This window comes from Pseudomonas sp. H1h, from assembly GCF_000633255.1.
Taxonomy (GTDB): Bacteria; Pseudomonadota; Gammaproteobacteria; order Pseudomonadales; family Pseudomonadaceae; genus Aquipseudomonas.
Genome location: NZ_AYMJ01000006.1, coordinates 35,095 through 57,904 on the forward strand (window position 1 = coordinate 35,095; position 22,810 = coordinate 57,904).

At 59.8% G+C, this 22,810-nt stretch carries 27 protein-coding genes; 16 read left to right on the forward strand and 11 right to left on the reverse strand.

The window, feature by feature from the left end; genetic code table 11:
- The first annotated feature begins 93 nt into the window (after nucleotides 1-93).
- Together U862_RS29390 and U862_RS0105205 are read left to right on the forward strand one after the other, a co-directional pair.
- Complete coding sequence (locus tag U862_RS29390) at nucleotides 94-2,160, forward strand: S-type pyocin domain-containing protein (protein ID WP_025109417.1); 2,067 nt, start codon at nucleotides 94-96, stop codon at nucleotides 2,158-2,160.
- On the forward strand, nucleotides 2,157-2,414 hold the full coding sequence (locus tag U862_RS0105205; RefSeq protein ID WP_025109418.1) for a hypothetical protein: 258 nt from the start codon (nucleotides 2,157-2,159) through the stop codon (nucleotides 2,412-2,414). Before U862_RS29390 ends, U862_RS0105205 begins: the two co-directional genes overlap by 4 nt.
- 51 nt (nucleotides 2,415-2,465) lie before the next feature.
- Here the strand turns inward: U862_RS0105205 and U862_RS0105210 are convergent, their stop codons facing one another.
- The 5 genes from U862_RS0105210 to U862_RS0105230 all read right to left on the reverse strand — a co-directional run bounded on the left by U862_RS0105210 (nucleotide 2,466) and on the right by U862_RS0105230 (nucleotide 6,409).
- Nucleotides 2,466-3,377, reverse strand: coding sequence for an SDR family oxidoreductase (locus U862_RS0105210; RefSeq protein WP_025109419.1), 912 nt, complete (start codon nucleotides 3,375-3,377; stop codon nucleotides 2,466-2,468).
- 153 nt (nucleotides 3,378-3,530) lie between these two features.
- Nucleotides 3,531-4,433 (reverse strand): alpha/beta fold hydrolase, encoded by a 903-nt coding sequence (locus U862_RS0105215; protein WP_025109420.1) that lies wholly within the window; start codon nucleotides 4,431-4,433, stop codon nucleotides 3,531-3,533.
- Nucleotides 4,433-5,215 (reverse strand): class II aldolase/adducin family protein, encoded by a 783-nt coding sequence (locus U862_RS0105220; RefSeq protein WP_025109421.1) that lies wholly within the window; start codon nucleotides 5,213-5,215, stop codon nucleotides 4,433-4,435. The genes U862_RS0105215 and U862_RS0105220 overlap by 1 nt, the downstream gene beginning before the upstream one ends.
- A 131-nt stretch (nucleotides 5,216-5,346) precedes the next feature.
- The gene (locus tag U862_RS0105225) at nucleotides 5,347-6,033 is read right to left on the reverse strand and encodes an LrgB family protein (protein WP_025109422.1); all 687 of its coding nucleotides are present in this window, start codon (nucleotides 6,031-6,033) and stop codon (nucleotides 5,347-5,349) included.
- On the reverse strand, nucleotides 6,023-6,409 hold the full coding sequence (locus tag U862_RS0105230) for a CidA/LrgA family protein (RefSeq protein WP_025109423.1): 387 nt from the start codon (nucleotides 6,407-6,409) through the stop codon (nucleotides 6,023-6,025). The genes U862_RS0105225 and U862_RS0105230 overlap by 11 nt, the downstream gene beginning before the upstream one ends.
- A gap of 96 nt (nucleotides 6,410-6,505) precedes the next feature.
- Between U862_RS0105230 and U862_RS0105235 the strand changes: the two genes are divergently transcribed.
- Entirely contained in the window at nucleotides 6,506-7,393 is an 888-nt protein-coding gene (locus U862_RS0105235; protein WP_025109424.1) for a LysR family transcriptional regulator, read from the forward strand.
- Here U862_RS0105235 and U862_RS0105240 read toward each other — a convergent pair.
- Nucleotides 7,383-7,838: a flavodoxin gene (locus U862_RS0105240; protein ID WP_025109425.1), complete on the reverse strand. Its 456-nt coding sequence runs from the start codon at nucleotides 7,836-7,838 to the stop codon at nucleotides 7,383-7,385. The two genes, U862_RS0105235 and U862_RS0105240, sit on opposite strands and share 11 nt — an antisense overlap.
- 153 nt (nucleotides 7,839-7,991) lie before the next feature.
- On the opposite strand from U862_RS0105240, the gene U862_RS0105245 reads away from it, so the two are divergent.
- The gene (locus U862_RS0105245; protein ID WP_025109426.1) at nucleotides 7,992-8,468 is read left to right on the forward strand and encodes a PAS domain-containing protein; all 477 of its coding nucleotides are present in this window, start codon (nucleotides 7,992-7,994) and stop codon (nucleotides 8,466-8,468) included.
- 55 nt (nucleotides 8,469-8,523) lie between these two features.
- Entirely contained in the window at nucleotides 8,524-9,129 is a 606-nt protein-coding gene (locus tag U862_RS0105250; RefSeq protein ID WP_025109427.1) for a hypothetical protein, read from the forward strand.
- A gap of 3 nt (nucleotides 9,130-9,132) precedes the next feature.
- On the opposite strand, the gene U862_RS0105255 is transcribed toward U862_RS0105250, so the two are convergent.
- Nucleotides 9,133-10,092: a MerR family transcriptional regulator gene (locus U862_RS0105255; RefSeq protein ID WP_025109428.1), complete on the reverse strand. Its 960-nt coding sequence runs from the start codon at nucleotides 10,090-10,092 to the stop codon at nucleotides 9,133-9,135.
- Between the two features lie 211 nt (nucleotides 10,093-10,303).
- Between U862_RS0105255 and U862_RS0105260 the strand changes: the two genes are divergently transcribed.
- The 6 genes from U862_RS0105260 (at nucleotide 10,304) to U862_RS0105285 (ending at nucleotide 13,414) form a co-directional block, all read left to right on the forward strand.
- The gene (locus tag U862_RS0105260) at nucleotides 10,304-10,873 is read left to right on the forward strand and encodes an antibiotic biosynthesis monooxygenase (protein WP_025109429.1); all 570 of its coding nucleotides are present in this window, start codon (nucleotides 10,304-10,306) and stop codon (nucleotides 10,871-10,873) included.
- Between the two features lie 180 nt (nucleotides 10,874-11,053).
- Nucleotides 11,054-11,764: a dihydromonapterin reductase gene (gene folM / locus U862_RS0105265; protein WP_025109430.1), complete on the forward strand. Its 711-nt coding sequence runs from the start codon at nucleotides 11,054-11,056 to the stop codon at nucleotides 11,762-11,764.
- A gap of 21 nt (nucleotides 11,765-11,785) precedes the next feature.
- Nucleotides 11,786-12,346 (forward strand): GTP cyclohydrolase I FolE, encoded by a 561-nt coding sequence (gene folE, locus U862_RS0105270; RefSeq protein WP_025109431.1) that lies wholly within the window; start codon nucleotides 11,786-11,788, stop codon nucleotides 12,344-12,346.
- Nucleotides 12,347-12,718, forward strand: coding sequence for a dihydroneopterin triphosphate 2'-epimerase (gene folX, locus U862_RS0105275; protein ID WP_025109432.1), 372 nt, complete (start codon nucleotides 12,347-12,349; stop codon nucleotides 12,716-12,718).
- Nucleotides 12,719-12,786: 68 nt separating this feature from the next.
- Nucleotides 12,787-13,083 (forward strand): DUF1244 domain-containing protein, encoded by a 297-nt coding sequence (locus U862_RS0105280; RefSeq protein WP_025109433.1) that lies wholly within the window; start codon nucleotides 12,787-12,789, stop codon nucleotides 13,081-13,083.
- Complete coding sequence (locus tag U862_RS0105285) at nucleotides 13,076-13,414, forward strand: HopJ type III effector protein (protein ID WP_025109434.1); 339 nt, start codon at nucleotides 13,076-13,078, stop codon at nucleotides 13,412-13,414. The genes U862_RS0105280 and U862_RS0105285 overlap by 8 nt, the downstream gene beginning before the upstream one ends.
- A 186-nt stretch (nucleotides 13,415-13,600) precedes the next feature.
- On the opposite strand, the gene trxB is transcribed toward U862_RS0105285, so the two are convergent.
- Complete coding sequence (gene trxB, locus U862_RS0105290) at nucleotides 13,601-14,563, reverse strand: thioredoxin-disulfide reductase (RefSeq protein WP_003221727.1); 963 nt, start codon at nucleotides 14,561-14,563, stop codon at nucleotides 13,601-13,603.
- 311 nt (nucleotides 14,564-14,874) lie between these two features.
- Here trxB and cysZ point away from each other — a divergent pair, with 311 nt between their 5' ends.
- On the forward strand, nucleotides 14,875-15,627 hold the full coding sequence (gene cysZ, locus U862_RS0105295; protein WP_025109435.1) for a sulfate transporter CysZ: 753 nt from the start codon (nucleotides 14,875-14,877) through the stop codon (nucleotides 15,625-15,627).
- 55 nt (nucleotides 15,628-15,682) lie between these two features.
- Nucleotides 15,683-16,882 carry a glycosyltransferase family 1 protein gene (locus tag U862_RS0105300; RefSeq protein ID WP_025109436.1) on the forward strand — a complete coding sequence of 400 codons (1,200 nt, stop codon included), beginning with the start codon at nucleotides 15,683-15,685 and terminating at the stop codon, nucleotides 16,880-16,882.
- A 121-nt stretch (nucleotides 16,883-17,003) separates the two neighbouring features.
- Here the strand turns inward: U862_RS0105300 and U862_RS0105305 are convergent, their stop codons facing one another.
- The 3 genes from U862_RS0105305 to U862_RS0105320 all read right to left on the reverse strand — a co-directional run bounded on the left by U862_RS0105305 (nucleotide 17,004) and on the right by U862_RS0105320 (nucleotide 19,357).
- A complete protein-coding gene (locus tag U862_RS0105305) occupies nucleotides 17,004-18,107 on the reverse strand; it encodes an NADH:flavin oxidoreductase (RefSeq protein WP_025109437.1) in 1,104 nt (367 codons plus the stop codon).
- A 158-nt stretch (nucleotides 18,108-18,265) separates the two neighbouring features.
- A complete protein-coding gene (locus U862_RS0105310; RefSeq protein ID WP_025109438.1) occupies nucleotides 18,266-18,748 on the reverse strand; it encodes a glutathione peroxidase in 483 nt (160 codons plus the stop codon).
- Between the two features lie 123 nt (nucleotides 18,749-18,871).
- Complete coding sequence (locus U862_RS0105320) at nucleotides 18,872-19,357, reverse strand: peptidylprolyl isomerase (protein ID WP_025109439.1); 486 nt, start codon at nucleotides 19,355-19,357, stop codon at nucleotides 18,872-18,874.
- Here U862_RS0105320 and U862_RS29400 point away from each other — a divergent pair.
- The 3 genes from U862_RS29400 (at nucleotide 19,326) to U862_RS0105335 (ending at nucleotide 22,719) form a co-directional block, all read left to right on the forward strand.
- The gene (locus U862_RS29400) at nucleotides 19,326-19,652 is read left to right on the forward strand and encodes a DUF3565 domain-containing protein (protein WP_081794848.1); all 327 of its coding nucleotides are present in this window, start codon (nucleotides 19,326-19,328) and stop codon (nucleotides 19,650-19,652) included. The two genes, U862_RS0105320 and U862_RS29400, sit on opposite strands and share 32 nt — an antisense overlap.
- A 61-nt stretch (nucleotides 19,653-19,713) precedes the next feature.
- Nucleotides 19,714-21,813, forward strand: a complete 2,100-nt coding sequence (pta, locus tag U862_RS0105330) for a phosphate acetyltransferase (protein ID WP_025109441.1) — start codon at nucleotides 19,714-19,716, stop codon at nucleotides 21,811-21,813.
- Nucleotides 21,814-22,719, forward strand: a complete 906-nt coding sequence (locus tag U862_RS0105335; protein ID WP_025109442.1) for an acyltransferase — start codon at nucleotides 21,814-21,816, stop codon at nucleotides 22,717-22,719.
- Nucleotides 22,720-22,810: the final 91 nt, after the last annotated feature.

The window sequence follows — 22,810 nt, forward strand, 5'->3', positions numbered from 1 at the left end:
TCAAACATCCTCTGACAACAAGGGTCGCTTGTCAGCGGCATGGCTATGCCACAGCACCACAACTTCATCACGCACATTCAAAAGGATATGAATATGCAAAACCCACCGAAGCCGCCCAATACTTCCAGGCCAGGTTTTCTTGAAATCGATACCGCACTCGAAATAAAAGGTGTGGCGCCTGACCATATGCGGCCTGGCCCACGCACTTCGAATGACAATCGCGCTGGCCCCATCGGTCACGGCGTTAGTGCCTACAATCAGAACCTGCAAAAAATACGTACAACTAATCAGGTACTCGAGCAGGACTATCAAAACAGACTTGGCCAACTACCTAATGCCATTGAAAGCGAACTTGCAACCGTCCGATCCGAAGGCGCCACTCATCCACTGGCACCCGTGCAGTCCATCATCAGGGAGCTTGGCGTACTGCACACACTGGCCCAACGCAAGGCAAACGAGTTTCACCGCAAGACGGTGACAGCCCATGAGTTTTATGGCGGCGATCCATTCAATCGGCATGTCAACGAATTCATGGTCAAGGCCACGACGATGGAGAAATGGCCGGGGCCCAATGGCATCGCCATGCAAGCGCTGCAAAGGTCGCTGCAGGCAGCCAATGATGCCCGCGTGGCGGCCCACGTTCTGCAGTCACTCAACCAGCGCACGACCGACCTGCAAAATACCCTGGCGATGTTGCAAGCGGCGGAACAGTCGCGACTGGCGGCAGAACGTATTGCCGCCGAACAGGCCCGAATCCAGGCCCAAGCCAAAGCGCAGGCCGAGGCGCTGGCTCAGTTGCAGGCTCGCGAAAACGCGCGCCCTGCAGCCTTGGCGCAAACGCAGGAACGGGCTGCCGAACAGGCCCGGATCGCTGCTCAAGCAGCAGCCCGGCAAGCGGCGCAAGAACAAGCGCGGCTTGCAGCTTTGGCCGAAGCAGAACGGCAGGCGGAATTGCTCAGGACCGAAGCTGAGCGACTGAAACTCGATCGGCAACTGGCAACACTTGAAATCCGCAGCGTCTTTCCTGCTTCAGCCATTGCTACTTCGGTCCCGAGCTTTGCTATCGCCGCGACGGCCATAACACTCTCACCCGAAAAAGGCCTCGCGATACAAACGGCATTGCGCTCTGCCGTGCAAATCGTCACTGCAGCCAGTACTGCAGCGTTGGGCTCAGCGCTCCTCGGTTTCGCGGCACTGCTGATGCCATCTCGATTGGGTAACGGCGAACGCTTCGTGATGAGCGTGCCGCTCGCAGAACTGACAATGGAAAACACCGAGACCCTGCGAGAGATCGCCGATCGTCAGGGCTCCGTGGATCTTCCAGTAGGACTGGGCTTCAGATCCATCGGCAGCGGCACAGAAATGTTCGCTGTTACCACCGACGGATTCGACCTTCATACAGATGTTCCCGTGCTGAGCGCCGACTACAACGGGCAGAGCGATCTTTACCAGATTGCCATACCGGGTTCGCCTGACGATTTCCTGACCTGGACGCCAGCAGTCACACCGGACAACAGTTCCACTCTCCTGCCGTCCGCTGAAACGCCGATCACGCCATACAGCGGCGCCTCGATCATTCCCATTGAAGGACGCCTGGATCTGCATCCCATCGTAGTGGAGGGCTGGGAGCGTTTCATCATCGTCTTTCCGGACGACTCGGGGATTGCACCGCTGTATGTGGTGTTCAGCAGTCCATATGAGGGTGCCACCGTCAAAGGTAAATTCAGTGGCCGAGCATTCAATCCGGAGCAAGCGGGTGGATCGATACTTGATCTGGATTGGCGTGCGACTGCCATCACTCGCAAAGGGATCGATGCGGTAAAACTGCACACCGCCCGCTTAAGCCAATCGGATGCCAACGACATCATGATTGAACGTCTGGAAAAAATACTGGGTGGGTACTGGGAGATTACTGATACAGACTTGCGCTACTACACTCATGAAATAAGAGAACTTGAGCGTTACAGGGTATTCGGTTACAGCGACGAAACATCACCTTCCGACCAGTCCCCAATATGGAACAACGCGCACACGGCGACCTTGGAAGACTACAAGCTCGGCAGCGAACTGACACTTCTCTATACCGAGGGCGCCATGAATGCGATGAATATGCAAGATCAAAGAGAATACGAAAAAGACATCAGGAGTTTTGGCCAATGAACACTGTCGAAAAAATAATCAGAAATGAGCCCGTGTCCGAGGTAATTTCACTCTTTGCCCTGATGTGGCCGGCGATGCGCATTGACAATATGTATGGACGATATCGCACCGAGGTAATTTCAGAAGGCATATTGATGGACACTTACAACTCGTTATTCAAAAACGGAGTACTTTCTATTGATGCGAATGGGAAAACCGTTAAAGGTCCGAACTGGATAGCACCGACGTTCGTGACGGAAAAGCGCTACGAGTAATCAACAAGAAACCACCCGGCAATTATCTGGAAGCCGGGTGGCCCTGCATGCCTAAAGCGAATACTTCTGCAAATTCGCCATCATTTCCTTCAACGCCTCGATATTGTCCTTCGGGTGCGCCGCGCCTTCGAAGTCGCAGATCTGCCGCCAGTGCGCCGCCACATCTTCCGGCGAGAAACCCACCCGAGGATCGAACCCGGCGCCGAGGCTGCGCTCCCAGCGCACCTTGCCCATCCAGCCACCCCCTACTTCGAACAAGCCGGACGTTTCCTGGCACTGCTCGCTGGCCAGGTACACCACCAGCGGGCTGACCAGTTCTGGCTTGAGCTGTTCGAACACTTGCGGCGGGATCAGGCCTTCGGTCATGCGCGTGCCGCCAGTGGGTGCAATGGCGTTGACCAGGATGTTGTTCTTGCGACCTTCGATGGCCAGGGTTCGGGTCAGCCCGTAAAGGCCGAGTTTGGCCATGCCGTAGTTGGACTGGCCGAAGTTACCGTAGATGCCCGAGGTCGAAGCGGTGAAGATCACCCGGCCATAGTTTTGCTCGCGCAGGTGCGGCCATGCGGCACGAGTCACTTTGTAGGCGCCTTCAACGTGAACGCGATAGACCAGATCCCAGTCGGCGTCATCCATCTTGTGGAAGGTCTTGTCGCGCAGAATTCCGGCGTTGTTCACCACCACGTCGACCCGGCCATAGACATCGAGGGCGTTCTGCACCAGTTTGTCGCCGTCGGTGACCGAGTCGTGGTTGGCCTCGGCGATACCGCCGGCCTGACGAATTTCCGCCACTACGCGATCAGCGGCAGAGGCGTTGGCACCTTCACCCTGGGTCGAGCCGCCAAGGTCGTTGACCAGCACTTTGGCGCCGTGCCGGGCGAACAGCAAAGCGTGCTCCCGACCCAGGCCACCACCGGCTCCGGTGACGATCACGACTTTATCTTCGAAGCGTACGGACTCATTCATCGGGGGCAACTCCAGCAGGCCGAGGGACAATGACCCCGAGTGTCAGGCACGGGGCTTTGGGTCACAACGAACACGGCTGGGGCTGAATGGTGGGCGATAAGGCAGGGGGATGATGAGCAGCGTGGCGGGAGGAGCAAACTCCTCCCGGTGTCATCACGAGCACGCGACCTTGCGCGGCGGCAACTCCAGGCGCTCGCGAAACGCCAGATAATGCTTGAGCACCTGAACCGGCGCTTCGATCTGCGGGTAGTGGCCGATGCCCGGTAACAACACCGTGTCGGCGTCAGCAATCAACTCGCGGTAACGCTTGACCATGTGCGCACCGGAGATCGGATCGACTTCGCCATCGATCACCCGCAGCGGCACTTCATCGCGCTGCATGGCCGTCACCCAGCGGTCGCGCTGCACCCGGCGCTCGGGAATGTAGCTGATCAGTTTGTGCATGATGCGCGGACCGCGATGGGTCTCGATCAGGCTCCAGAAATCATCCAGCTCGCTTTCCGTGGGGCTGGTCTGCGGACCGAAGATCTGGCGAAAACTTTTTACCAGGCCATCACGGGTGAAGGCACGGCCGATCATCCAGCCCAAAGGGCTGAGCAACAGCTTTTGCATCAGCACCGGGCGATGGGTTTCCGGGAACAGCCCGCCGTTGAGGAACACGCAACTGGCGACTTCGATCTGGTTTTCGTAATGCCGGGCAAGCAACTCCTGGGCAACGCTGTCGCCGTAATCGTGCGCCAGCACATGGATCGGTTGTTCGACCTGCAGATACGCCAACAACGCTTGCTGCAGGTCGGCCTGTTCCAACAGGCTGTAGCTGTGATTCAACGGTTTGGCCGAATCACCGAAACCGAGCATGTCGCAGGCAATCACCCGATAACGCTGGGCCAGTGGCTGCCACAGGTAATGCCAGTCCCAACTGGCCGTCGGGAAACCGTGGATCAGCAGCAGCGGCTCACCCTGCCCCGCCGTCCAGTAACGGATCGACTGGCCACGAAAGACAAACGTCCGGCTGCGTTTGCGCCAGACACACAGAGGAATCTCGGCAAGAGGCATCAGAGTTTATATCCGGGGTCTTGTTTATCGAGTTTGCGCAGCAGCGCCGGCCAGGCCAGCGCGCCACCCATGCCTTGAGCACTTTTGGTGACGCCGGCAATCATCGCTTTGGCGCCCGCGAGAATCTGCGGTTCGATGGCGATCAGTTCAGCGCCACCGGTCTGCGCCATGACCTGAATGTCACAGGCGCGCTGGAAGGTGAACATCATCAGAAACGTGTCGGCGATGGTGCCGCCACAGGTCAGCAACCCGTGGTTGTGCAGCATCAGGAAATTGTTCTCGCCCAGATCGGCCTGCAAGCGGGCCTTTTCTTCGTGATTCAGCGCCACGCCTTCATAGGCGTGACAGGCCAGGCTCGACAGCACGAACAGCGACTGCTGACTGATCGGCAGCACGCCCTGCTTTTGCGCCGACACTGCGACACCCGAGGCGGTGTGGGTATGCAGCACACACACCACATCGTGCCGCACTTCGTGCACGGCGCTGTGAATGGTGTAACCGGCGGGATTGATTTCGTAAGGGCTGTCCATGAGCTTGTTGCCGGCCTGATCGACTTTGACCAGGCTCGACGCGGTGATCTCATGGAACATCAAGCCGAACGGATTGATCAGGAAATCTTCGGTGCCCGGGACCTTGGCGGAAATGTGGGTGAAGATCAGATCGTCCCAGCCATGCAGCGCGACCAGACGATAACAGGCGGCGAGATCGACCCGGGTCTGCCATTCCGCGGCACTGACCTGATCTTTGACATTAAGGGACGATTGGACGGGGGCTACGCTCACTGTATGCACCTCTGCGTTCTTGTTGTCTGGCACGTGTCAGCAGTCTAGTCAGCTCCCGGGACTCACGTAGTTGCATTGCCAGCCAGCTTGATGACTGAACGAGTCAGCAATGCAGACAGCTTGGATCCATGTCAAAGCAGCGACGCCAATAAAGGTGCGGCGAACAGATTGAGCAACCCGGTCAGGACCATCACCAGCCCCGCCACCGAACCTTCTTCACCGCCCACTTCATGGGCCCGGCTGACGCCAGCACCGTGCGCGCCGACACCGAACAATGCACCACGCGCCAAGGCACTGCGCAATGGCAACCACTTGAGCAACACCCCGCCGAGCATCGCGCCGAAGACCCCGGTGAACATCACGAACACGGCGGTCAGTTCCGGCACGCCACCCAGATCCTGCGCCAGCGGCATGGCGAACGGTGTGGTGATCGAGCGCGGCACCAGCGACATCGTTACCGAACTGTCCAGCGCCAGCGCCCTGGCCAGGCCAAACGAGGTGGCGATCGACGCGGCACTGCCAGCGAGCATGCCGAGCAGCAGCGCTGACCAATGCTGCATCAGCAACCGTCGTTGCTGCCAGATCGGTACGGCGAAGGCGACCGTGACCGGGCCGAGCACCAGCATCAACCAGTGGGTGTTGCTGGCGTATTCGGCATACGCGGTGTGCAGCGGCACGGCGAGGGCCAGCAACAGCGCCGGCACCAGAATCAGCGGCGACAGCAAATAACGTCCAGTGCGCCGATAAATCCAGCGACTGAACAGGTACGCCAGCAAGGTGAAGGCGAGCCAGAACATCGGCATCAATTCAAGCTTCATGGGAACGCCTCATTCGCACGGCCAGTTCCACCGTGAACGCGGTCACCAGCATCACCATCAGGGTACTGGCAGCGATCACCAGCACGATCCGCCAGCCGTCATTGCGCAGCAGCGCGCCGTAGTCGAGCAGGCTCATCAACGCCGGAATAAAGAACAGCAGCATCTCGGCCATCAGCAGCCCCGCGCCCAGTTGCAGCGCCGCCGGTTTGACCCAGCCGAAGGCGAACGCCAGCAGCAACAGGGCCATACCAATCACCCCACCGGGAATCGGCCAGGCCAGCCATGCGGCGAGTTGGCAGCCGAGCAGGTAGAGGCCGAGCAACACAGCCAGTTCGACCAACAGACGGGAAAGATGCTTTAGGGGGGCGGGTTTCATGGTTTTGGCTCCTGACAGGGGCTTATTTTACGAAGCCGACTGCCATCCCTGAAGCGAATTGTTAGACTCAACACCATTCCAAAATGGAATCAGGCAATGGAATTCAAACAGCTACGCAGTTTTGTCGAAGTCATGCATCAGGGCGGCTTTACCCAGGCGGCGAAAACCCTGCACATCAGTCAGTCGGCGGTGAGTAAACAAGTCGCGCAGCTCGAACAGAGTTTGGGCACGCCGCTACTCGAGCGGCTGGGTTCGCAACTGCGCCTGACCGCTGCTGGCAGTGTGGTGCTGCAACGCGCCGAAGGCATGTTGCGCCTGCGCAATGAACTGCTCAGGGAGCTGGATGATCTGAGTCACCTGGCGCGCGGCGAGTTGCGGCTCGGCTTGCCGTTACTGGGCAGCGACGCGCTGTTCGCCGGGCTGTTTGCCGAATACCGGCGGCGCTATCCGAACATCAGCATTCAACTGCTTGAAGGAGGCAGTCGCAACGTTGAGCAGGCGGTGCTGAGTGGCGAACTGGAATTGGGCGGCAGCCTGTTGCCGAAAGACCCGCAATTCGACTTCCAGCCGTTCTGTGACGAGAAACTCGATGCGCTGCTACCGGTGGATCATCCGCTGGCGGCACGTGGCGAGATCGGACTGGAAGAATTGGCCGAGACGCCGTTCCTGCTGTATCAGCGCAGCTTCGTGCTCAACGATCGGCTGCTGCAGGCCTGCCAGCAAATGGGTTTTACACCAAAAGAAGGCGGGCGCAGCGGACAGGCGGATTTTCTCGTGGCACTGGTGGCCGCCGGGCAAGGCGTGGTGCTGCTGCCCAGCGTGGTCGCCCGCGCACTGGAGCGCCCGGGCGTGGTGCGCCTGACCTTGCGCGCGCCGGATTACCTGCGCTGGGACATCGCCTTCATCTGGCGTCAGGGCGCCTATCTGTCGAAAGCCGCCCAGGCCTGGCTGGCATTGTTGCGCGAGCGCGCGATCAGCCCTTGAGGGCGCTGATCAATTGCGCCAGCCATGGCTCGGCGTCGGTTTCCGGCGTCACGCTTTCGCTGGCGTCCAGACGCAGCATCTCCTGCACTTCGCGCACGCCCAGTTCAGCGAACAACTCGCGCAGCATCTCACCGCCGCCACAGAAGGTATCGCCGTAACTGGCATCGCCCAGACCGATCACCGCACCCGGCAGACCGCGCCAGGCCATTGGCAACTGATCGCGAATGCTGAAATACAATGGCTGCAGGTTGTCCGGCAGTTCGCCCATGCCGGTGGTCGAAGTCACCGCAAGAAACGCTTCCGGGCCAAATGTCTGGATATCGGCCAGGCTGGCGCGTGGGTTGTAGAAGGTTTCAAAACCGGCGTCTTTCAGCAGGTTCTGCGCGTGACGGGCGACTTCTTCGGCCGTGCCGTAAACCGAGCCGGAGAGGATGGCGACTTTCATCAATCTGATCCTGAAGCTGAAAAAAATGAGCCGGGATAGTAGCAGCCCGATACAAAAGCCGCGATCCGCACTCAATTAGCGGTGATGGCCAGTAGACAGCGGCGTTGGAACTTCTAGAATGCCAGCCACCATCAACACTGAATGGATTCATTGATGATCAACGCCAGTCTGCTGCAAATGGTGATCAACGCGTCGAACGACGGGATCGTGGTCGCAGAGAAGGAAGGGGAACAGGACAACATCCTGATCTATGTGAACCCTGCCTTCGAGCGCCTGACCGGTTATACCAGCGAAGAGATTCTCTACCAGGACTGCCGTTTTCTGCAGGCCGGAGACCGCGATCAGGCCAGCTTGACGCGGATTCGCGAAGTGTTGCGCAACGGCGGCTCATGCCGGGAAACACTGCGCAACTATCGCAAGGACGGCGCGCCGTTCTGGAATGAACTGTCGCTTTCGACGGTGAAAAATGCCGATGACGGAATGACTTACTTTGTCGGCGTACAAAAGGATGTGACCGTTCAGGTGAAGGCGCAGCAACGCGTCGCACAACTGGAAGCGCAGGTTGTCGCCTTGCAAGCCGAACTCGCCGCGCTGAAAACGACGAACGGCGCAAACAAATCTGCGAACTAAGTGTCAGTAACTACAATCACCAATGACTTTGTAACTATTTCTTTCGAGCCAGGCCATGCAACGCGACGCACTCCTGACCCAGGATGAGCTGGATTTCATCCAGACCATGCAGCACAACCCGCAGCTCAATGTGCGGGATGCAACGTCGAGCCTGCTGGTCAATGGTGGTTCGCAGATTCGTGACCTGCTCACGCGCCTGGCCGCTCACGAACAAGTGACGATCCAGGCCAACTTCGAAAACCAGCAAATGACTTTTCCGCTGCATTTGGTGGAAGACGAATTCCACGCGTTGCACTTGCGCCTGGGCGTGCCAAGCATTTACGAGGACGGGCCGATGGTTCGCCCGTGGCGGCTGACCCTGGAAGAGCCGGTGGCGCTGGAAAACGCCAAGGGCCAACCGGGCATGATGTGGGTGCACGAGGTGTCGCACAAAGGCGTGCTGCTGGAAATGCGCAACAAGACCAAACCGCCGAAGCATTTCGCCTTGTGGTTCAGTCCCTCAGGTTATGAGCGGATTTCCCTGCGCGGCAATTTCGAGCGGGAAACCGAGCACGGCTTCTACGCCTATGAGCTGAGCCAGACTGATGCCGATGAAACCGAACGTCTGCGCCAGTTCATTCTGCAACAACACCGTCTGACCCATCCCGCCCTGCACACCTGAGTTTCAGGTATCGAGTTTGCCCGCAAGGAATTGCGCCATGCGCTGCTGCATTGTCGCCCCTTCGTTACCCAGGCAGCCGATTGAAGAACCGGCCAATGCGTCTTGCGCCAGGTCTGCCGCATCCCCGGCCAGCAACAACTGACAATCGAGACTCAGCGCCAGCCGATTCAGACGTCGCGGCAGTTCCGTCGTCGGTGCATGGTTGGAAAACAGCACCAGCGCCTGGGGTTTGATCTTCTCGCAGACCAGCGTCAATTCGTCGAACGGCTGCCCCGTCGTCAGCACGCGCACACCGGTTTCTCCACCGCTGAGAAACAGCGCAGCCACCAACAACTCGAGTTCACGGCACTCCCCGGCCAGGTCACTGACGATGATCCTGCGCGGCTGCGACTTGCGTAACACCATGATCCGCCCCAGCACCCGGGTACGCAGGAAGCCATCGAGAAACAGCCATTCACTGGTTTGCCCGAAGGCTTCACGATGCTGGAGCAGGCGTCGCCAGAGCGGCAACACAATGTCCTGAAACACCACCGGCAACGGGTAGGAAGCAAAGATCTGCGAGTAGACCCGATCCAGTTCCAGATCGTCGAAAGCGCTGACCGCGCACTGCATCTGGTCTTGCCACTGTTGATAGTCCGCCGTCACCTGGTCATCGGAAATGATGTGCGCCAGTGCCTTCAGCGGCTCGGTCTTGGCCAGAATCTTGCCGACCTTGCTGACCGCCACTCCACGGTCGATCCACTCGACAATGCTGCGCACACGCTCAATATCGGTCATCGAATACAGCCGATGCCCACTATCGGTGCGTACCGGCTCAATCAAACCGTAGCGACGCTCCCATGCCCGCAGCGTGACCGGATTCACCCCGGTCAGCCGAGACACTTCACGAATGGGGAACAGCTCTTCACGCTCGAGCGCGACAGATGCCTGCGAGGCAGGGTTAACGTCCGTGATAACAGCCATTTGCAGGTGAGTCCGCTCGATTGATTTGGATCCCATTCTACATCCGATGCACGTCATCGGTTCAACCCATGAACAGAGACGAAAGTCTCTGAAACTGTCATCAAAATCAGGAATAATCCTTGCTTGTTGAAAAGCGCAGGCACCTACCCCCAGCCTGCGTATTGCGAAACTCCTACCCGGAGCGACGCACTCGGAAATACGGAGATACACAATGTCTACTTCCCCTGTCACGCTGATGGTTGCGCGTCGCGTCGCCGACGGCCGCTATCAGGACCTGATTGCCTGGCTGCGCGAAGGCGAACAACTGGCCACTGACTTTCCCGGTTACCTGGGTTCCGGCGTGCTCGCTCCGCCGCCCGGTGACAACGAATTCCAGATCATTTTCCGCTTCGTCGACGAGCAGACGCTGCACGCCTGGGAGCACTCGGCCTCGCGCACCGCCTGGCTGGCGCGGGGCAGCGATCTGTTTGCGCATCCCAAAGAGCATCGGGTCAGCGGCATCGAAGGCTGGTTCGGCGCAGTGGACCAGCGACCACCGCGCTGGAAACAGGCCGTGGCGATCTGGCTGGCGTTCTTCCCGGTGTCGCTGCTGTTCAACTTTGTCCTCGGGCCCTTGCTCGGCGAGTTGAGCCTGTTGCCTCGCGTATTGATCAGCACGGCGTGCCTGACACCGCTGATGGTTTATTTCTTTATTCCGCTGTCGACACGATTGCTGGCAGGTTGGCTGAACAGCGTTCCGGCACGTCGACTGCCTGTTGAACCGGTCTCTCAAAACCGTTGAGATTCCATGTGGGAGCGGGCTTGCTCGCGAAAGCGGTGTGGCATTCAACAATGCCGATGACTGATACACCGCTTTCGCGAGCAAGCCCGGCTCCCACAAAAGCACAACACCCGTCTTGCGATAGGTCGGCAACCCACGTCGCTGTTATAGTTTTTACTCTCACCGCGACGCGAGCCGTTCATGACCACTTCTTCCGCCCCGATCCTCATTACCGGTGCCGGCCAGCGTGTCGGTCTGCACTGCGCGCGGCGCCTGCTCGAAGACGGCCATCGCGTCATCTTCACTTACCGCAGCGAACGTCCGGGCGTGCAAGCCCTGCGTGATCTTGGCGCTGTCGGGGTGTTCGCGGACTTTTCCAGCGAAGCCTCCATTCTTGCCTTCATCGAAGAATTGAAAACCCGTACCGACAGCCTGCGCGCCATCATCCACAACGCTTCCGAGTGGCTGGCGGAAACTGCGGACAACGAAGCCGACGCCTTTGTGCGCATGGTCAACGTGCACATGCTCGCGCCGTACCTGATCAATCTGCACTGCGCCGACCTGCTCAAGCGCTCGACGCCTGCGGACATCATCCACATCAGCGACGACGTCACCCGCAAGGGCAGCAGCAAGCACATCGGTTATTGCGCCAGCAAGGCCGGGCTCGACAGCCTGACCCTGTCCTTCGCCGCGCGTTATGCGCCAGTGATCAAGGTCAACGGCATTGCGCCGGCCCTGCTATTGTTCAATCCCGACGACGATGCGGCGTACCGTGCCAAGGCCCTGGCCAAATCCGCGCTGGGCATCGAGCCCGGCAGCGAAGTGATCTACCAGAGCCTGCGCTATCTGCTCGACAACCCCTATGTCACCGGCACGACCCTGACCGTCAACGGCGGACGGCACGTCAAATAAGCTGCTGCGCGAGGACCTCCCATGACCCGTTCCCTGCCCGAGAATTACCGCGAGATCCTGATCGGCCTCGGTGAAGACCCCGACCGCGAAGGCCTGCTCGATACGCCCGTGCGCGCGGCCAAAGCCATGCAATACCTGTGTCATGGCTACGAACAGAGTGTGGATGAGATCGTTAACGGTGCGCTGTTCGCCTCCGACAGCGACGAGATGATCATCGTCGCCGACATCGAGTTGTACTCGTTGTGCGAACATCACCTGCTGCCCTTCATCGGCAAGGCGCATGTGGCTTATATTCCAACGGGCAAGGTGCTGGGGCTGTCGAAGATCGCGCGACTGGTGGACATGTTCGCCAGGCGCCTGCAGATTCAGGAAAACCTCACCCGGCAAATCGCCGATGCAGTACAGCAAGTCACCGATGCCGCCGGCGTCGCGGTGGTCATCGAGGCCCGGCACATGTGCATGATGATGCGCGGTGTCGAGAAACAGAATTCGACCATGAACACCTCGGTCATGCTCGGCGCGTTCCGCGACTCGAGCAACACCCGCCAGGAGTTCCTGCAATTGATTGGACGGAGCAAGTAAATGTCACAACTTCAACCGGGAATGGCGCGCATCCGGGTCAAGGATCTGCGCTTGCGCACCTTTATCGGGATCAACGAGGACGAGATCCTCAACAAACAGGACGTGCTGATCAACCTGACCATCCTGTACGCCGCGCAGGAAGCGGTGCGTGACAACGACATCGACCACGCGCTGAACTACCGCACCATCACCAAGGCGATTATCGCCCACGTGGAGGGCAATCGCTTTGCGTTGCTCGAACGTCTGACCCAGGAATTGCTGGATCTGGTGATGACCAACACCGCCGTGCTGTACGCCGAAGTCGAAGTCGACAAGCCGCATGCACTGCGGTTTGCCGAGTCGGTGTCGATTACCCTCGCCGCCAGCCGCTGAGTGCGTCTGGCGCTTCAAGCGTCAGACTTTTATCATCCGCGCCACGATTTGACTGCACAGAGCCCATCATGACCGAGCAACAACGCCTCGAACTCGAAGCCGCCGCCTTCCGCCGGCTGGTCGCCCACCTGGACAGCCGCAAGGATGTGCAGAACATCGACCTGATGAACCTTGCCGGTTTCTGCCGCAATTGCCTGTCCAAGTGGTACAAGGCCGCCGCCGACGAGCGCCAGATCGAGGTCAGCCTCGACGACGCCCGTGTAGTGGTATACGGCATGCCCTACGCCGAGTGGAAAGCCCAATACCAGCAAGAAGCCAACGCCGAACAACAGGCGGCGTTCGCCAAAGGAAAACCCAATGAGTGATTTGAACACCCTGCGCGCCAGCCTCAAGAGCGGCGAACACGTTTTCGCCGACACCCTGGCCTTCATCGCCGACGGTTACGACTACCAGCCGCAAGCATTCAACAACGGCGGCGTGGAAAACGCCGCCGGGCAGAACGAAGGTTCGTGCAAGACGTTGGGTCTGGCGCTGCTGGAAGGCCTGAGCGATGAAGAAGCGCTGCTGGCATTCGGCGAGCATTACCGCTCGGTACTGGCGACGCCTGAAGGCAGCGACCACGGCAACATTCGGGCGCTGATCCAGCACGGTCTGGCTGGCGTCAAATTCACCGCCCAACCCCTGACCCGCCGCTGATTTCAGTCGCAGCCCCAATCGCCCAGTGGGAGCGGGCTTGCTCGCGAAAGCGCTGTGTCAGACACCCAAAATATTGCCTGACACGACGCCTTCGCGAGTAAGCCCGCTCCCACACTGGTCAGGCGGTGTAGCTGAAAATGAGGACATAAAAAAACCGGCCGAAGCCGGTTTTTTTGTATCTGCGATTTAGAACGAAGCGTTCTGCAGACCGTCCAGGTAACGCTCGGTGTCCAGTGCCGCCATGCAGCCGGCGCCGGCCGAGGTGATGGCCTGACGGTAAACGTGGTCAGCCACGTCACCGGCGGCGAAGATGCCTTCGACGCTGGTTGCAGTGGCGTTGCCGTCACGGCCGCCCTGCACCACCAGATAACCGTCTTTCAACGTCAACTGACCTTCGAACAGCGAAGTGTTCGGGGTGTGGCCGATGGCGATGAACACACCGTCGACCTTGATTTCGTCGAAGCTGCCATCGTTGTTCTTCAGGCGCGCACCGGTTACGCCCATGTTGTCGCCCAGCACTTCGTCGAGGTTGGCGTTCAACTTGAGGATGATCTTGCCTTCGGCCACACGGGCGTTGAGCTTGTCGATCAGGATCTTCTCGGCGCGGAAGGTTTCGCGACGGTGGATCAGGGTCACGGTGCTGGCGATGTTGGCCAGGTACAGCGCTTCTTCAACAGCGGTGTTGCCGCCGCCCACCACAGCCACTGGCTTGTTGCGGTAAAAGAAACCGTCGCAGGTTGCGCAGGCCGAAACGCCTTTGCCCATGAACGCTTCTTCCGACGGCAGGCCCAGGTAGCGAGCGCTGGCGCCGGTGGCGATGATCAGCGCATCGCAGGTGTAGGTCGCGCTGTCGCCGGTCAGGGTGTATGGCTTGGCGGCGAAGTCCACGGCGTTGATGTGATCGAAAACGATCTCGGTTTCAAAACGCTCGGCGTGCTCGCGCATCCGCTCCATCAGTGCCGGGCCGGTCAGACCGTGCACGTCGCCCGGCCAGTTGTCGACTTCGGTGGTGGTGGTCAGTTGACCGCCAGCCTGCATGCCGGTGATCAGCAACGGCTTGAGGTTGGCACGGGCGGCGTAGACCGCAGCGCTGTAACCGGCAGGGCCGGAACCGAGAATAATCACTCGCGAATGACGGACTTCAGACATGACCTGCTCCTGTTGACCGGGCCGAAAGACTGGCGCGGAACGCCGGACTGCCGGCGGGAATAAAAAAGGACTGTGGATAACCTTGGGGAAGGCATGAGCTCGACAGTCCTGTAAAAAGTTGGGTGCAGCGTATCGAGGGGGGCAAGATTAAGGAAATACGGTTTAACAATCCAGCTCATAGGTGGTCTCTATGCGCAGACACTGACGAGATGGACGTCTTTGTTACAGTCAATGTCGATCGCTTTGCCGCGCTTTCGCACGTGTTGCAAAGCCGGTAAGGTCGGCGCGTTTTCCCTTGCTCGGAGCACCCTATGCCCGCCCCTGTCCTGTCCGGCCCGCAATACCTGCGCGAAGGCCTCAAACTGGTCCTCAGCCCCGGCCTGCGCCTGTTCGTGTTGCTGCCGCTGGCGATCAACCTGGTGCTGTTCGTCGGATTGATCTATCTGGCCGGCCATCAGTTCAGCCTGTGGGTCGACAGCCTGATGCCGTCGCTGCCCGACTGGCTGAGCTTCCTCAGCTACATCCTCTGGCCGCTGTTTGTGGTGCTGGTGGCACTGATGGTGTTTTTCACCTTCACCATGCTGGCCAACGTCATCGCCGCGCCGTTCAACGGCTTTCTCGCGGAAAAGGTCGAAGTGGTGGTGCGCGGCACCGACGACTTCCCGGCGTTCAGCTGGGGCGAACTGATCGCGATGATCCCACGCACCCTCGCCCGGGAAATGCGCAAACTCGGCTACTTCCTGCCGCGCGCGATCGGCCTGTTCATCCTCTCGTTCATCCCGGTGGTGAACATCGTCGCCGCGCCGCTGTGGCTGCTGTTCGGCGTGTGGATGATGGCGATCCAGTACATCGACTACCCGGCAGACAACCACAAACTGGGCTGGAACGAGATGCTCGCCTGGCTGCGCCAGAAACGCTGGCAGAGCATGAGCTTCGGCGGGATCGTCTATCTGGTGCTACTGATCCCGGTGGTCAACATCCTGATGATGCCAGCCGCTGTAGCGGGTGCGACGTTGTTCTGGGTACGTGAACGCGGTGCGGAGAACCTCGTCACCCAGCGCTGAACCGGTCACGGACAGCCCGGTCACAAATCCATCATCCGAACGTCACAGGCACGACATGGCCTCAGCCGACACTGAGGTCATGACGACAGCTCTACATATCACCCTGATCAGCGAAACCTTCCCACCGGAAATCAACGGGGTGGCCAATACCCTTGGCCGCTTGTGCGATGGATTGCGCGCGCGTGGGCATCAGGTGGAACTGGTGCGGCCGCGTCAGGCGGGCGATCCGCAGCGCACCGAGGATGACGCGCTGTTGCTGTGTCGGGGTTGGCCGCTGCCCGGGTATCCGGGGCTGCAATGGGGCCAGTCGTCGATGCACAAGCTGTTGCGACGCTGGAAACGCCATCGCCCGGACGTGCTGTACATTGCCACGGAAGGCCCGCTCGGCTTGTCGGCATTGCGTGCAGCGCGGCGCCTGGGGATCTCGGTGGTCAGTGGCTTTCACACCAATTTCCAGCAGTACACCAACCAGTACGGGCTGGGTTTGCTGACGCGCTTGCTGACCCATTATCTGCGCTGGTTCCACAACCGTTCGGCGATGACTCTGGTGCCGAGTGTCAGCCAGCGCCTGGAGCTGGAGCGCCGGCATTTCGACCGCCTCGCCTTGCTCTCCCGAGGCGTGGACAGCCAGTTATTTCACCCGGCCAAGCGGCTGAACGGATTGCGTGAGCAATGGGGCCTGAGCGAGCAGGACATTGCGGTGATTCACGTAGGACGTCTGGCCCCAGAGAAGAATCTGGGCCTGCTCAAGCGCTGCTTCGACAAACTCCGCAGCACTTATCCACAGCGCAACCTGAAGCTGATTGTAGTCGGCGACGGACCGCAACGGCTTGCGCTGGAAAAGGACCTGCCGGAGGCGATTTTCTGTGGTTCGCAACGCGGCGAAGCGCTGGCGGCGCACTACGCCTCGGGCGATTTGTTTCTGTTTCCGAGCATGACCGAAACCTTCGGCAACGTGGTGCTCGAAGCACTGGCTTCAGGTCTGGGCGTGGTGGCTTACGATCAGGCGGCAGCGGCGCAGCACATCCGCCATGGCTACAACGGCGTGTTGGCGATGCCCGGTGATGAAGAGGCGTTCTGCGATGCGGCGGCGTGGTTGCTGGAAGAGGATGAAACGTTGCGTTGCGTGCGCCTGAATGCGCGCCAGCATGCCAGTCGCCAGGGCTGGGCGGCGATCATCGAGCAGTTTGAAAAGCATTTGCGCGGGGCGTGTGTCGGGGAGCAAGTGGTGCCGCATGCGCAGACATTGCCCTGAATCCTTGCAGACTTTAGAACCGCCTTCGCGAGCAGGCTCGCTCCCACATGTGATCTTCGGTGAACACCAGAGAAACCTGTGGGAGCGAGCCTGCTCGCGAAGGGGCCAGTGAAACCGCCGCTTAAACCAGCGTCATCAACGCCTCACGGCTGAACGGCAAGATGTCCTGCTCACGCCCTTCGCGGACTTTCAGCGCCCAGTCCGGATCCACCAGCAGCGCGCGGCCTACCGCCACCAGGTCGAACTCGTCGTTGTTCAGACGCTCCAGCAGTTTCTCCAGACTGGCCGGCTGCGCGACCTTGTCGGTGTTGACCATGAACTGCAGGAACTCGCCATCCAGGCCGACGCTGCCGACGGTAATGGTCGGCTTGCCGGTCAGCTTGCGCGTCCAGCCGGCCAGGTTCAGCTCGGAACCGTCGAACTCCGGCTCCCAGAAGCGCCGCGTCGAGCAGTGAAAAATATCCACACCGGCCTCGGCCAGCGGTTTGAGGAACTCACCCAACGCCTCCGGGGTTTGCACCAGCCGCGCGGTGTAATCCTGCTGTTTCCACTGCGAGAAGCGGAAGATGATCGGGAAGCCTTCACCGACTGCCGCGCGCACCGCTTGAATCAATTCGATGGCGAAACGCGAACGGTTGGCCAGGCTGCCGCCATACTCGTCGGTGCGCTGGTTGCTGCCTTCCCAGAAGAACTGGTCGATCAGGTAACCGTGGGCGCCGTGGATTTCCACGCCGTCCATGCCGATGCTTTGCGCATCCCTGGCGGCTTGTGCGAACGCTGCAATCACATCCCGAATGTCTTGTTTGGTCATGCCGTGCACCACGACCTGACCTTCCTTGAGTTTTTCCGACGGACCATAACCCGGCACGCTGGCGTCCGGCTCGGTGCCGATGCGGCGAACGCTGCCCACGTGCCACAGTTGCGGAACGATCTTGCCGCCCTCGGCATGCACCGCGTCGACGACTTTTTTCCAGCCGGCCAACGGTGCTTCACCAAAGAACTGCGGCACGTTCGGATAGCCGTTGGAAGCGATGTGGCCAACGGTGGTGCCTTCGGTAATGATCAGGCCGACGCCGGCAGCAGCCCGACGACGGTAGTATTCGATGACTTTTGAGTTCGGTACGCCGCCCGGGGAAAACGAGCGGGTCATTGGCGCCATGACCACACGGGTCGGCAGTTCGAGGGCACCGAGATGGAATGGTTTGAACAGGGCTTGAACAGGCATCGGGAAGCTCCACGAAAACGTTATCGACAGGCATGAACCTATATGACGGCGATAATATGCAGGACTGCACCCGGGCGATAGCACTATTGATCAGAATGATTAAGGCTCAAAAGGCAGGCGAAAAAAAATCGCAGCCCAAGGGCTGCGATCCGCTTGTTTCAGCTCAGCGCTTTTTCAATCGCATGAACAATGCTCGGATCATCCGGCGCCGTGCGCGGTGAGAACCGCGCCAATACACGGCCGTCCTTGCCGAGCAGGAACTTCTCGAAATTCCAGGTGATGTCACCGGGGAACTCCGCGCCCTCGCCCGCCAGCAGGCGGTAGAGCTGATGGCGCTCGTGGCCGTTGACTTCGAGCTTGCTCGACAACGGAAATGTCACACCGTAGTTGAGGCTGCAGAACTCTTGAATTTCCTGTTCTGTACCGGGTTCCTGACCGGCAAACTGGTTGCACGGCAGGCCCAGCACACTGAAACCTTTGCCTTTGAACTGCTGATAGAGGTTTTCCAGCGCCGCGTACTGTGGGGTCAAGCCGCATTTGGAGGCGACGTTGACCACCAGCACGACTTGGCCCTTGAAAGGCGCCAGCGGTAGCTCCTGACCATCCAGGGCTGTCAACTTAAGGTCGTGAAAAGCACTCATGACGTACTCCAGGATTCCCGTGTTCTACTCGAAACAGCCACTTGGCGAGACCACCAAGGACAGCCGCGGACTAAAAAGGCGCCCGCAGGCGCCTCTCCAGTACTCGAAGCTTAGCGCAGAAAATCAGTGGTGATGGCCACCTTCGCCATGGACGTGACCATGAGCGATTTCTTCCTGGCTGGCGTCACGGATATCAACGACCTTCACTTTGAAGTTCAGGCGCTGACCGGCCAGTGGGTGGTTGCCGTCGACGGTAACGTCGTCGCCGTCCAGGTCACGGATGGTCACGATCTGCATCTGGCCGTCCGGCGCCGAAGCGTGGAACTGCATGCCGACTTCCAGCTCGTCAACGCCTTCGAACATGCTGCGGCTCAGGGTGCTGACCAGTTCGGCAGCGTATTCGCCGTAAGCGTCTTCCGGTTCAACGGAGACTTCCAGTTCGTCACCAACAGCTTTACCTTCCAGGGCTTTTTCCAGGCCCGGGATGATGTTGCCTGCGCCTTGCAGGTAGACCAGCGGAGCGCCGCCGGCGGAGCTGTCGATGACCTCACCAGCGTCGTTGGTCAGGGTATAGTCGATGGAGACAGCCTTATTGGCGGCGATCAGCATGGGGCGAGACCTTTTGCATAAGAATATAGAAAGGCCAAGTTTAGCGAAGCAATCGCGCGAAAGCGAACACAACCCTGACAAACGGGGTTCGACGATCGAAGGCTTCCATCAGGACGAAGACGGACACTGGGTGGCCGAGCTTTCCTGTGGCCACACTCAGCACCTTCGTCATCAGCCGCCATGGCAATCGCGCACCTGGGTTCTGGACCCGGCGCAACGTATTGAAAAAATAGGCCAACCCTTTGCCTGCGGTTGGTGCGCACAAGGCTCGGTTAGCGATAACCTTGGCGACTGAATTTCGGTAGATGGCCAGCCATAGGGCCTTCACCATTGCCATGCACCCTTAGAGAATCCGCATGCAAACTTTTTTTATCGCGCCCACCGATTTTGGCGTGGGTCTGACCTCCATCAGCCTCGGGCTGGTGCGTACCCTGGAGCGGGCCGGACTGAAAGTCGGCTTCTTCAAACCGATTGCCCAGCCACATCCGGGCGACACTGGCCCTGAACGCTCCACCGAACTGGTAGCGCGTACCCACGGCCTGAAACCGCCGCAGCCACTGGGCCTGGCGCATGTCGAGCGGATGCTTGGCGACGGCCAGCTCGATGAACTGCTCGAAGAAATCATTGCCCTGTATCAGCAGGCCGCCATCGGCAAAGACGTGCTGGTGGTCGAAGGCATGGTGCCGACCCGCACCGCCAGTTATGCCGCGCGGGTCAATCTGCACCTGGCGAAAAGCCTGGATGCCGAGGTGATTCTGGTCTCGGCGCCAGAAAACGAAGTGCTCGCCGAACTCTCCGGTCGCGTCGAATTGCAGGCGCAATTGTTCGGTGGCCCGAAAGACCCGAAAGTCCTCGGCGTGATCCTCAACAAGGTCAAGACCGACGAGAGCATGGACGCCTTCGCCACGCGTCTGAAAGAACATTCGCCATTGCTGCGCAGCGGTGATTTCCGCCTGCTCGGCTGCATCCCGTTTCAGCCGGAACTCAATGCGCCGCGCACCCGTGACGTCGCCGACCTGATGGGCGCGCAAGTGCTCAACGCCGGTGACTACGAAACCCGGCGCATGACCAAAATCATTATTTGCGCGCGGACCATGCGCAACACCGTGGAGCTGCTCAAGCCCGGCGTGCTGGTGGTGACCCCGGGCGATCGCGACGACATCATCCTCGCGGTCAGCCTCGCGGCACTCAACGGCGTACCGCTGGCCGGCCTGTTGCTGACCAGCGACACCCTGCCCGACCCGCGCATCATGGACCTGTGTCGTGGCGCGCTACAGGCCGGTTTGCCGGTGCTTTCGGTGAGCACCGGTTCCTACGACACTGCCAACCTGCTCAATGGCCTGAACAAGGAAATCCCCATCGATGACCGCGAGCGCGCGGAGATCATCACCGATTTCGTCGCCAGTCATCTCGATGCCAAGTGGCTGCACCAGCGCTGTGGCACGCCACGAGAAATGCGCCTGTCGCCAGCGGTATTCCGCTATCAACTGATTCAACGGGCGCAGTCAGCGAACAAACGCATCGTCCTGCCCGAAGGCAGCGAGCCACTCACCGTGCAAGCGGCGGCGATCTGCCAGGAGCGCGGAATCGCCCGTTGCGTGTTGCTGGCCAAACCCGAGGACGTCGAAGCCGTGGCCCGCGCCCAGGGCATCGAGCTGCCGCCAGGCCTGGAGATTCTCGATCCGGACCTGATCCGCGAGCGCTATATCGAGCCGATGGTCGCCCTGCGCAAAAGCAAAAGCCTCAATGCGCCAATGGCCGAACAACAGCTGGAAGACACCGTGGTGATCGGCACCATGATGCTCGCGCTGGATGAAGTCGACGGGCTGGTTTCGGGCGTGATCAACACCACCGCCAACACCATCCGCCCGGCCCTGCAACTGATCAAGACCGCGCCGGGCTGCACCCTGGTGTCGTCGGTGTTCTTCATGTTGTTCCCGGAAGAAGTGCTGGTCTACGGCGACTGCGTGATGAACCCGCACCCAAGTGCCACGGAGCTGGCCGAGATTGCCCTGCAAAGCGCCGACTCCGCTGCGGCATTCGGCATTACCCCGCGGGTGGCGATGATCAGTTACTCCAGCGGCGAATCCGCCAGTGGTGAAGAAGTCGAGAAGGTGCGCGAGGCCACCCTGCTCGCCCACGAGCAACAGCACTCGCTGCTGATCGACGGCCCACTGCAATACGACGCCGCCGCCAACGCAGAAGTCGCCCGGCAACTGGCGCCGAACAGCCAGGTGGCCGGTCGCGCCACGGTGTTTGTGTTCCCTGACCTGAACACCGGCAACACCACCCACAAAGCCGTGCAGCGCAGCGCCGATTGCGTCAGCCTCGGGCCGATGCTGCAAGGCCTGCGCAAACCGGTGAACGATCTGCCGCGCGGCGCGCAGGTCGACGACATCGTCTACACCATCGCCCTCACCGCGATTCAAGCTGCCAACCGACCTATGGATGTGTAAATGCTGGATTTTCTCCCCGCACCGCTGCGCGGCGTGATCGCCTCACTGCTGTTGGCGCTCAATACGATTCTGCTGTGCTCGTTTCTGTTCTGTGTGGCGCTGATCAAAGTGCTGCCCTTCGACCTCGCCCGACGCGCCTCGCTGTGGCTGATGAGCCACACCCACGAGGCATGGATCAGCAACAACAAAGCCTGGATGAACCTGGTGCGGCGCACGCGCTGGCACATCAGCGGCCTGCAAGGGCTCGACTATCAGCACTCGTATCTGATCACCAGCAACCATCAGAGCTGGGTCGACATTCTGGTGTTGCAGTACGTGCTCAACCGGCGTATTCAACCGCTGAAATTCTTCCTCAAGCAGGAACTGATCTGGGTCCCGGTGATCGGTCTGGCGTGGTGGGCGCTGGGCTTTCCGTTCATGAAGCGTTACTCCAAGGCGTATCTGGAAAAGCATCCGGAGAAGAAAGGCAAAGACCTGGAAACCACCCGCAAGACCTGCGCAAAATTTCGCGATAACCCGGTAGGAATTTTCAACTTCGTCGAAGGCACGCGCTTCACCGAAGGCAAGCATGCGCAGCAGCAGTCGCCGTTCAAATACCTGCTCAAGCCCAAGGCTGGCGGCATTGCTTTTGTGCTGGATGCGATGGGTGAACAGCTGGAATCGATCGTCAACGTGACCATTCACTATCCAGGCGGCCGCCCGGGGTTCTGGGACCTGCTGTGCGGCAATGTGCGCGACGTGGTAGTGCACTTTGAAGAACTGAAAATCCCGCAGCAATTCATCGGCAAGAACTACGATCAGGACGGCGAATACCGCCTGCAGTTTCAGGGCTGGATCAATCAGCTGTGGCAGGACAAGGATGCGCTGCTGGAACAGATGCACCGCGAATACCCGGAGCGCCGCTGACTCGGGATGATCTGTGCTGAACACCCTTGTGTATTCAATAGAGACCCCATGTCTTGCTCGCGAAAACGGTGAATCAGCCGGCAACGATGCC

Excerpts from the sequence above, each read along its gene's own strand:
- U862_RS0105335 (WP_025109442.1), top strand. The coding sequence starts at position 21,814 with ATGCTGGATTTTCTCCCCGCACCGCTGCGCGGCGTGATCGCCTCACTG.
- folM (WP_025109430.1), top strand. The coding sequence starts at position 11,054 with ATGACCACTTCTTCCGCCCCGATCCTCATTACCGGTGCCGGCCAGCGT.
- U862_RS0105230 (WP_025109423.1), bottom strand. The coding sequence starts at position 6,409 with ATGAAACCCGCCCCCCTAAAGCATCTTTCCCGTCTGTTGGTCGAACTG.
- folE (WP_025109431.1), top strand. The coding sequence starts at position 11,786 with ATGACCCGTTCCCTGCCCGAGAATTACCGCGAGATCCTGATCGGCCTC.
- trxB (WP_003221727.1), bottom strand. The coding sequence starts at position 14,563 with ATGTCTGAAGTCCGTCATTCGCGAGTGATTATTCTCGGTTCCGGCCCT.
- U862_RS0105235 (WP_025109424.1), top strand. The coding sequence starts at position 6,506 with ATGGAATTCAAACAGCTACGCAGTTTTGTCGAAGTCATGCATCAGGGC.
- U862_RS0105280 (WP_025109433.1), top strand. The coding sequence starts at position 12,787 with ATGACCGAGCAACAACGCCTCGAACTCGAAGCCGCCGCCTTCCGCCGG.
- U862_RS0105205 (WP_025109418.1), top strand. The coding sequence starts at position 2,157 with ATGAACACTGTCGAAAAAATAATCAGAAATGAGCCCGTGTCCGAGGTA.
- folX (WP_025109432.1), top strand. The coding sequence starts at position 12,347 with ATGTCACAACTTCAACCGGGAATGGCGCGCATCCGGGTCAAGGATCTG.
- U862_RS0105285 (WP_025109434.1), top strand. The coding sequence starts at position 13,076 with ATGAGTGATTTGAACACCCTGCGCGCCAGCCTCAAGAGCGGCGAACAC.
- U862_RS29400 (WP_081794848.1), top strand. The coding sequence starts at position 19,326 with ATGGAGACAGCCTTATTGGCGGCGATCAGCATGGGGCGAGACCTTTTG.
- U862_RS0105215 (WP_025109420.1), bottom strand. The coding sequence starts at position 4,433 with ATGCCTCTTGCCGAGATTCCTCTGTGTGTCTGGCGCAAACGCAGCCGG.
- U862_RS0105250 (WP_025109427.1), top strand. The coding sequence starts at position 8,524 with ATGCAACGCGACGCACTCCTGACCCAGGATGAGCTGGATTTCATCCAG.
- U862_RS0105255 (WP_025109428.1), bottom strand. The coding sequence starts at position 10,092 with ATGGCTGTTATCACGGACGTTAACCCTGCCTCGCAGGCATCTGTCGCG.
- U862_RS0105310 (WP_025109438.1), bottom strand. The coding sequence starts at position 18,748 with ATGAGTGCTTTTCACGACCTTAAGTTGACAGCCCTGGATGGTCAGGAG.
- U862_RS0105225 (WP_025109422.1), bottom strand. The coding sequence starts at position 6,033 with ATGAAGCTTGAATTGATGCCGATGTTCTGGCTCGCCTTCACCTTGCTG.
- U862_RS0105240 (WP_025109425.1), bottom strand. The coding sequence starts at position 7,838 with ATGAAAGTCGCCATCCTCTCCGGCTCGGTTTACGGCACGGCCGAAGAA.
- U862_RS0105305 (WP_025109437.1), bottom strand. The coding sequence starts at position 18,107 with ATGCCTGTTCAAGCCCTGTTCAAACCATTCCATCTCGGTGCCCTCGAA.
- U862_RS0105260 (WP_025109429.1), top strand. The coding sequence starts at position 10,304 with ATGTCTACTTCCCCTGTCACGCTGATGGTTGCGCGTCGCGTCGCCGAC.
- U862_RS29390 (WP_025109417.1), top strand. The coding sequence starts at position 94 with ATGCAAAACCCACCGAAGCCGCCCAATACTTCCAGGCCAGGTTTTCTT.
- pta (WP_025109441.1), top strand. The coding sequence starts at position 19,714 with ATGCAAACTTTTTTTATCGCGCCCACCGATTTTGGCGTGGGTCTGACC.
- cysZ (WP_025109435.1), top strand. The coding sequence starts at position 14,875 with ATGCCCGCCCCTGTCCTGTCCGGCCCGCAATACCTGCGCGAAGGCCTC.
- U862_RS0105300 (WP_025109436.1), top strand. The coding sequence starts at position 15,683 with ATGGCCTCAGCCGACACTGAGGTCATGACGACAGCTCTACATATCACC.
- U862_RS0105320 (WP_025109439.1), bottom strand. The coding sequence starts at position 19,357 with ATGCTGATCGCCGCCAATAAGGCTGTCTCCATCGACTATACCCTGACC.
- U862_RS0105245 (WP_025109426.1), top strand. The coding sequence starts at position 7,992 with ATGATCAACGCCAGTCTGCTGCAAATGGTGATCAACGCGTCGAACGAC.
- U862_RS0105210 (WP_025109419.1), bottom strand. The coding sequence starts at position 3,377 with ATGAATGAGTCCGTACGCTTCGAAGATAAAGTCGTGATCGTCACCGGA.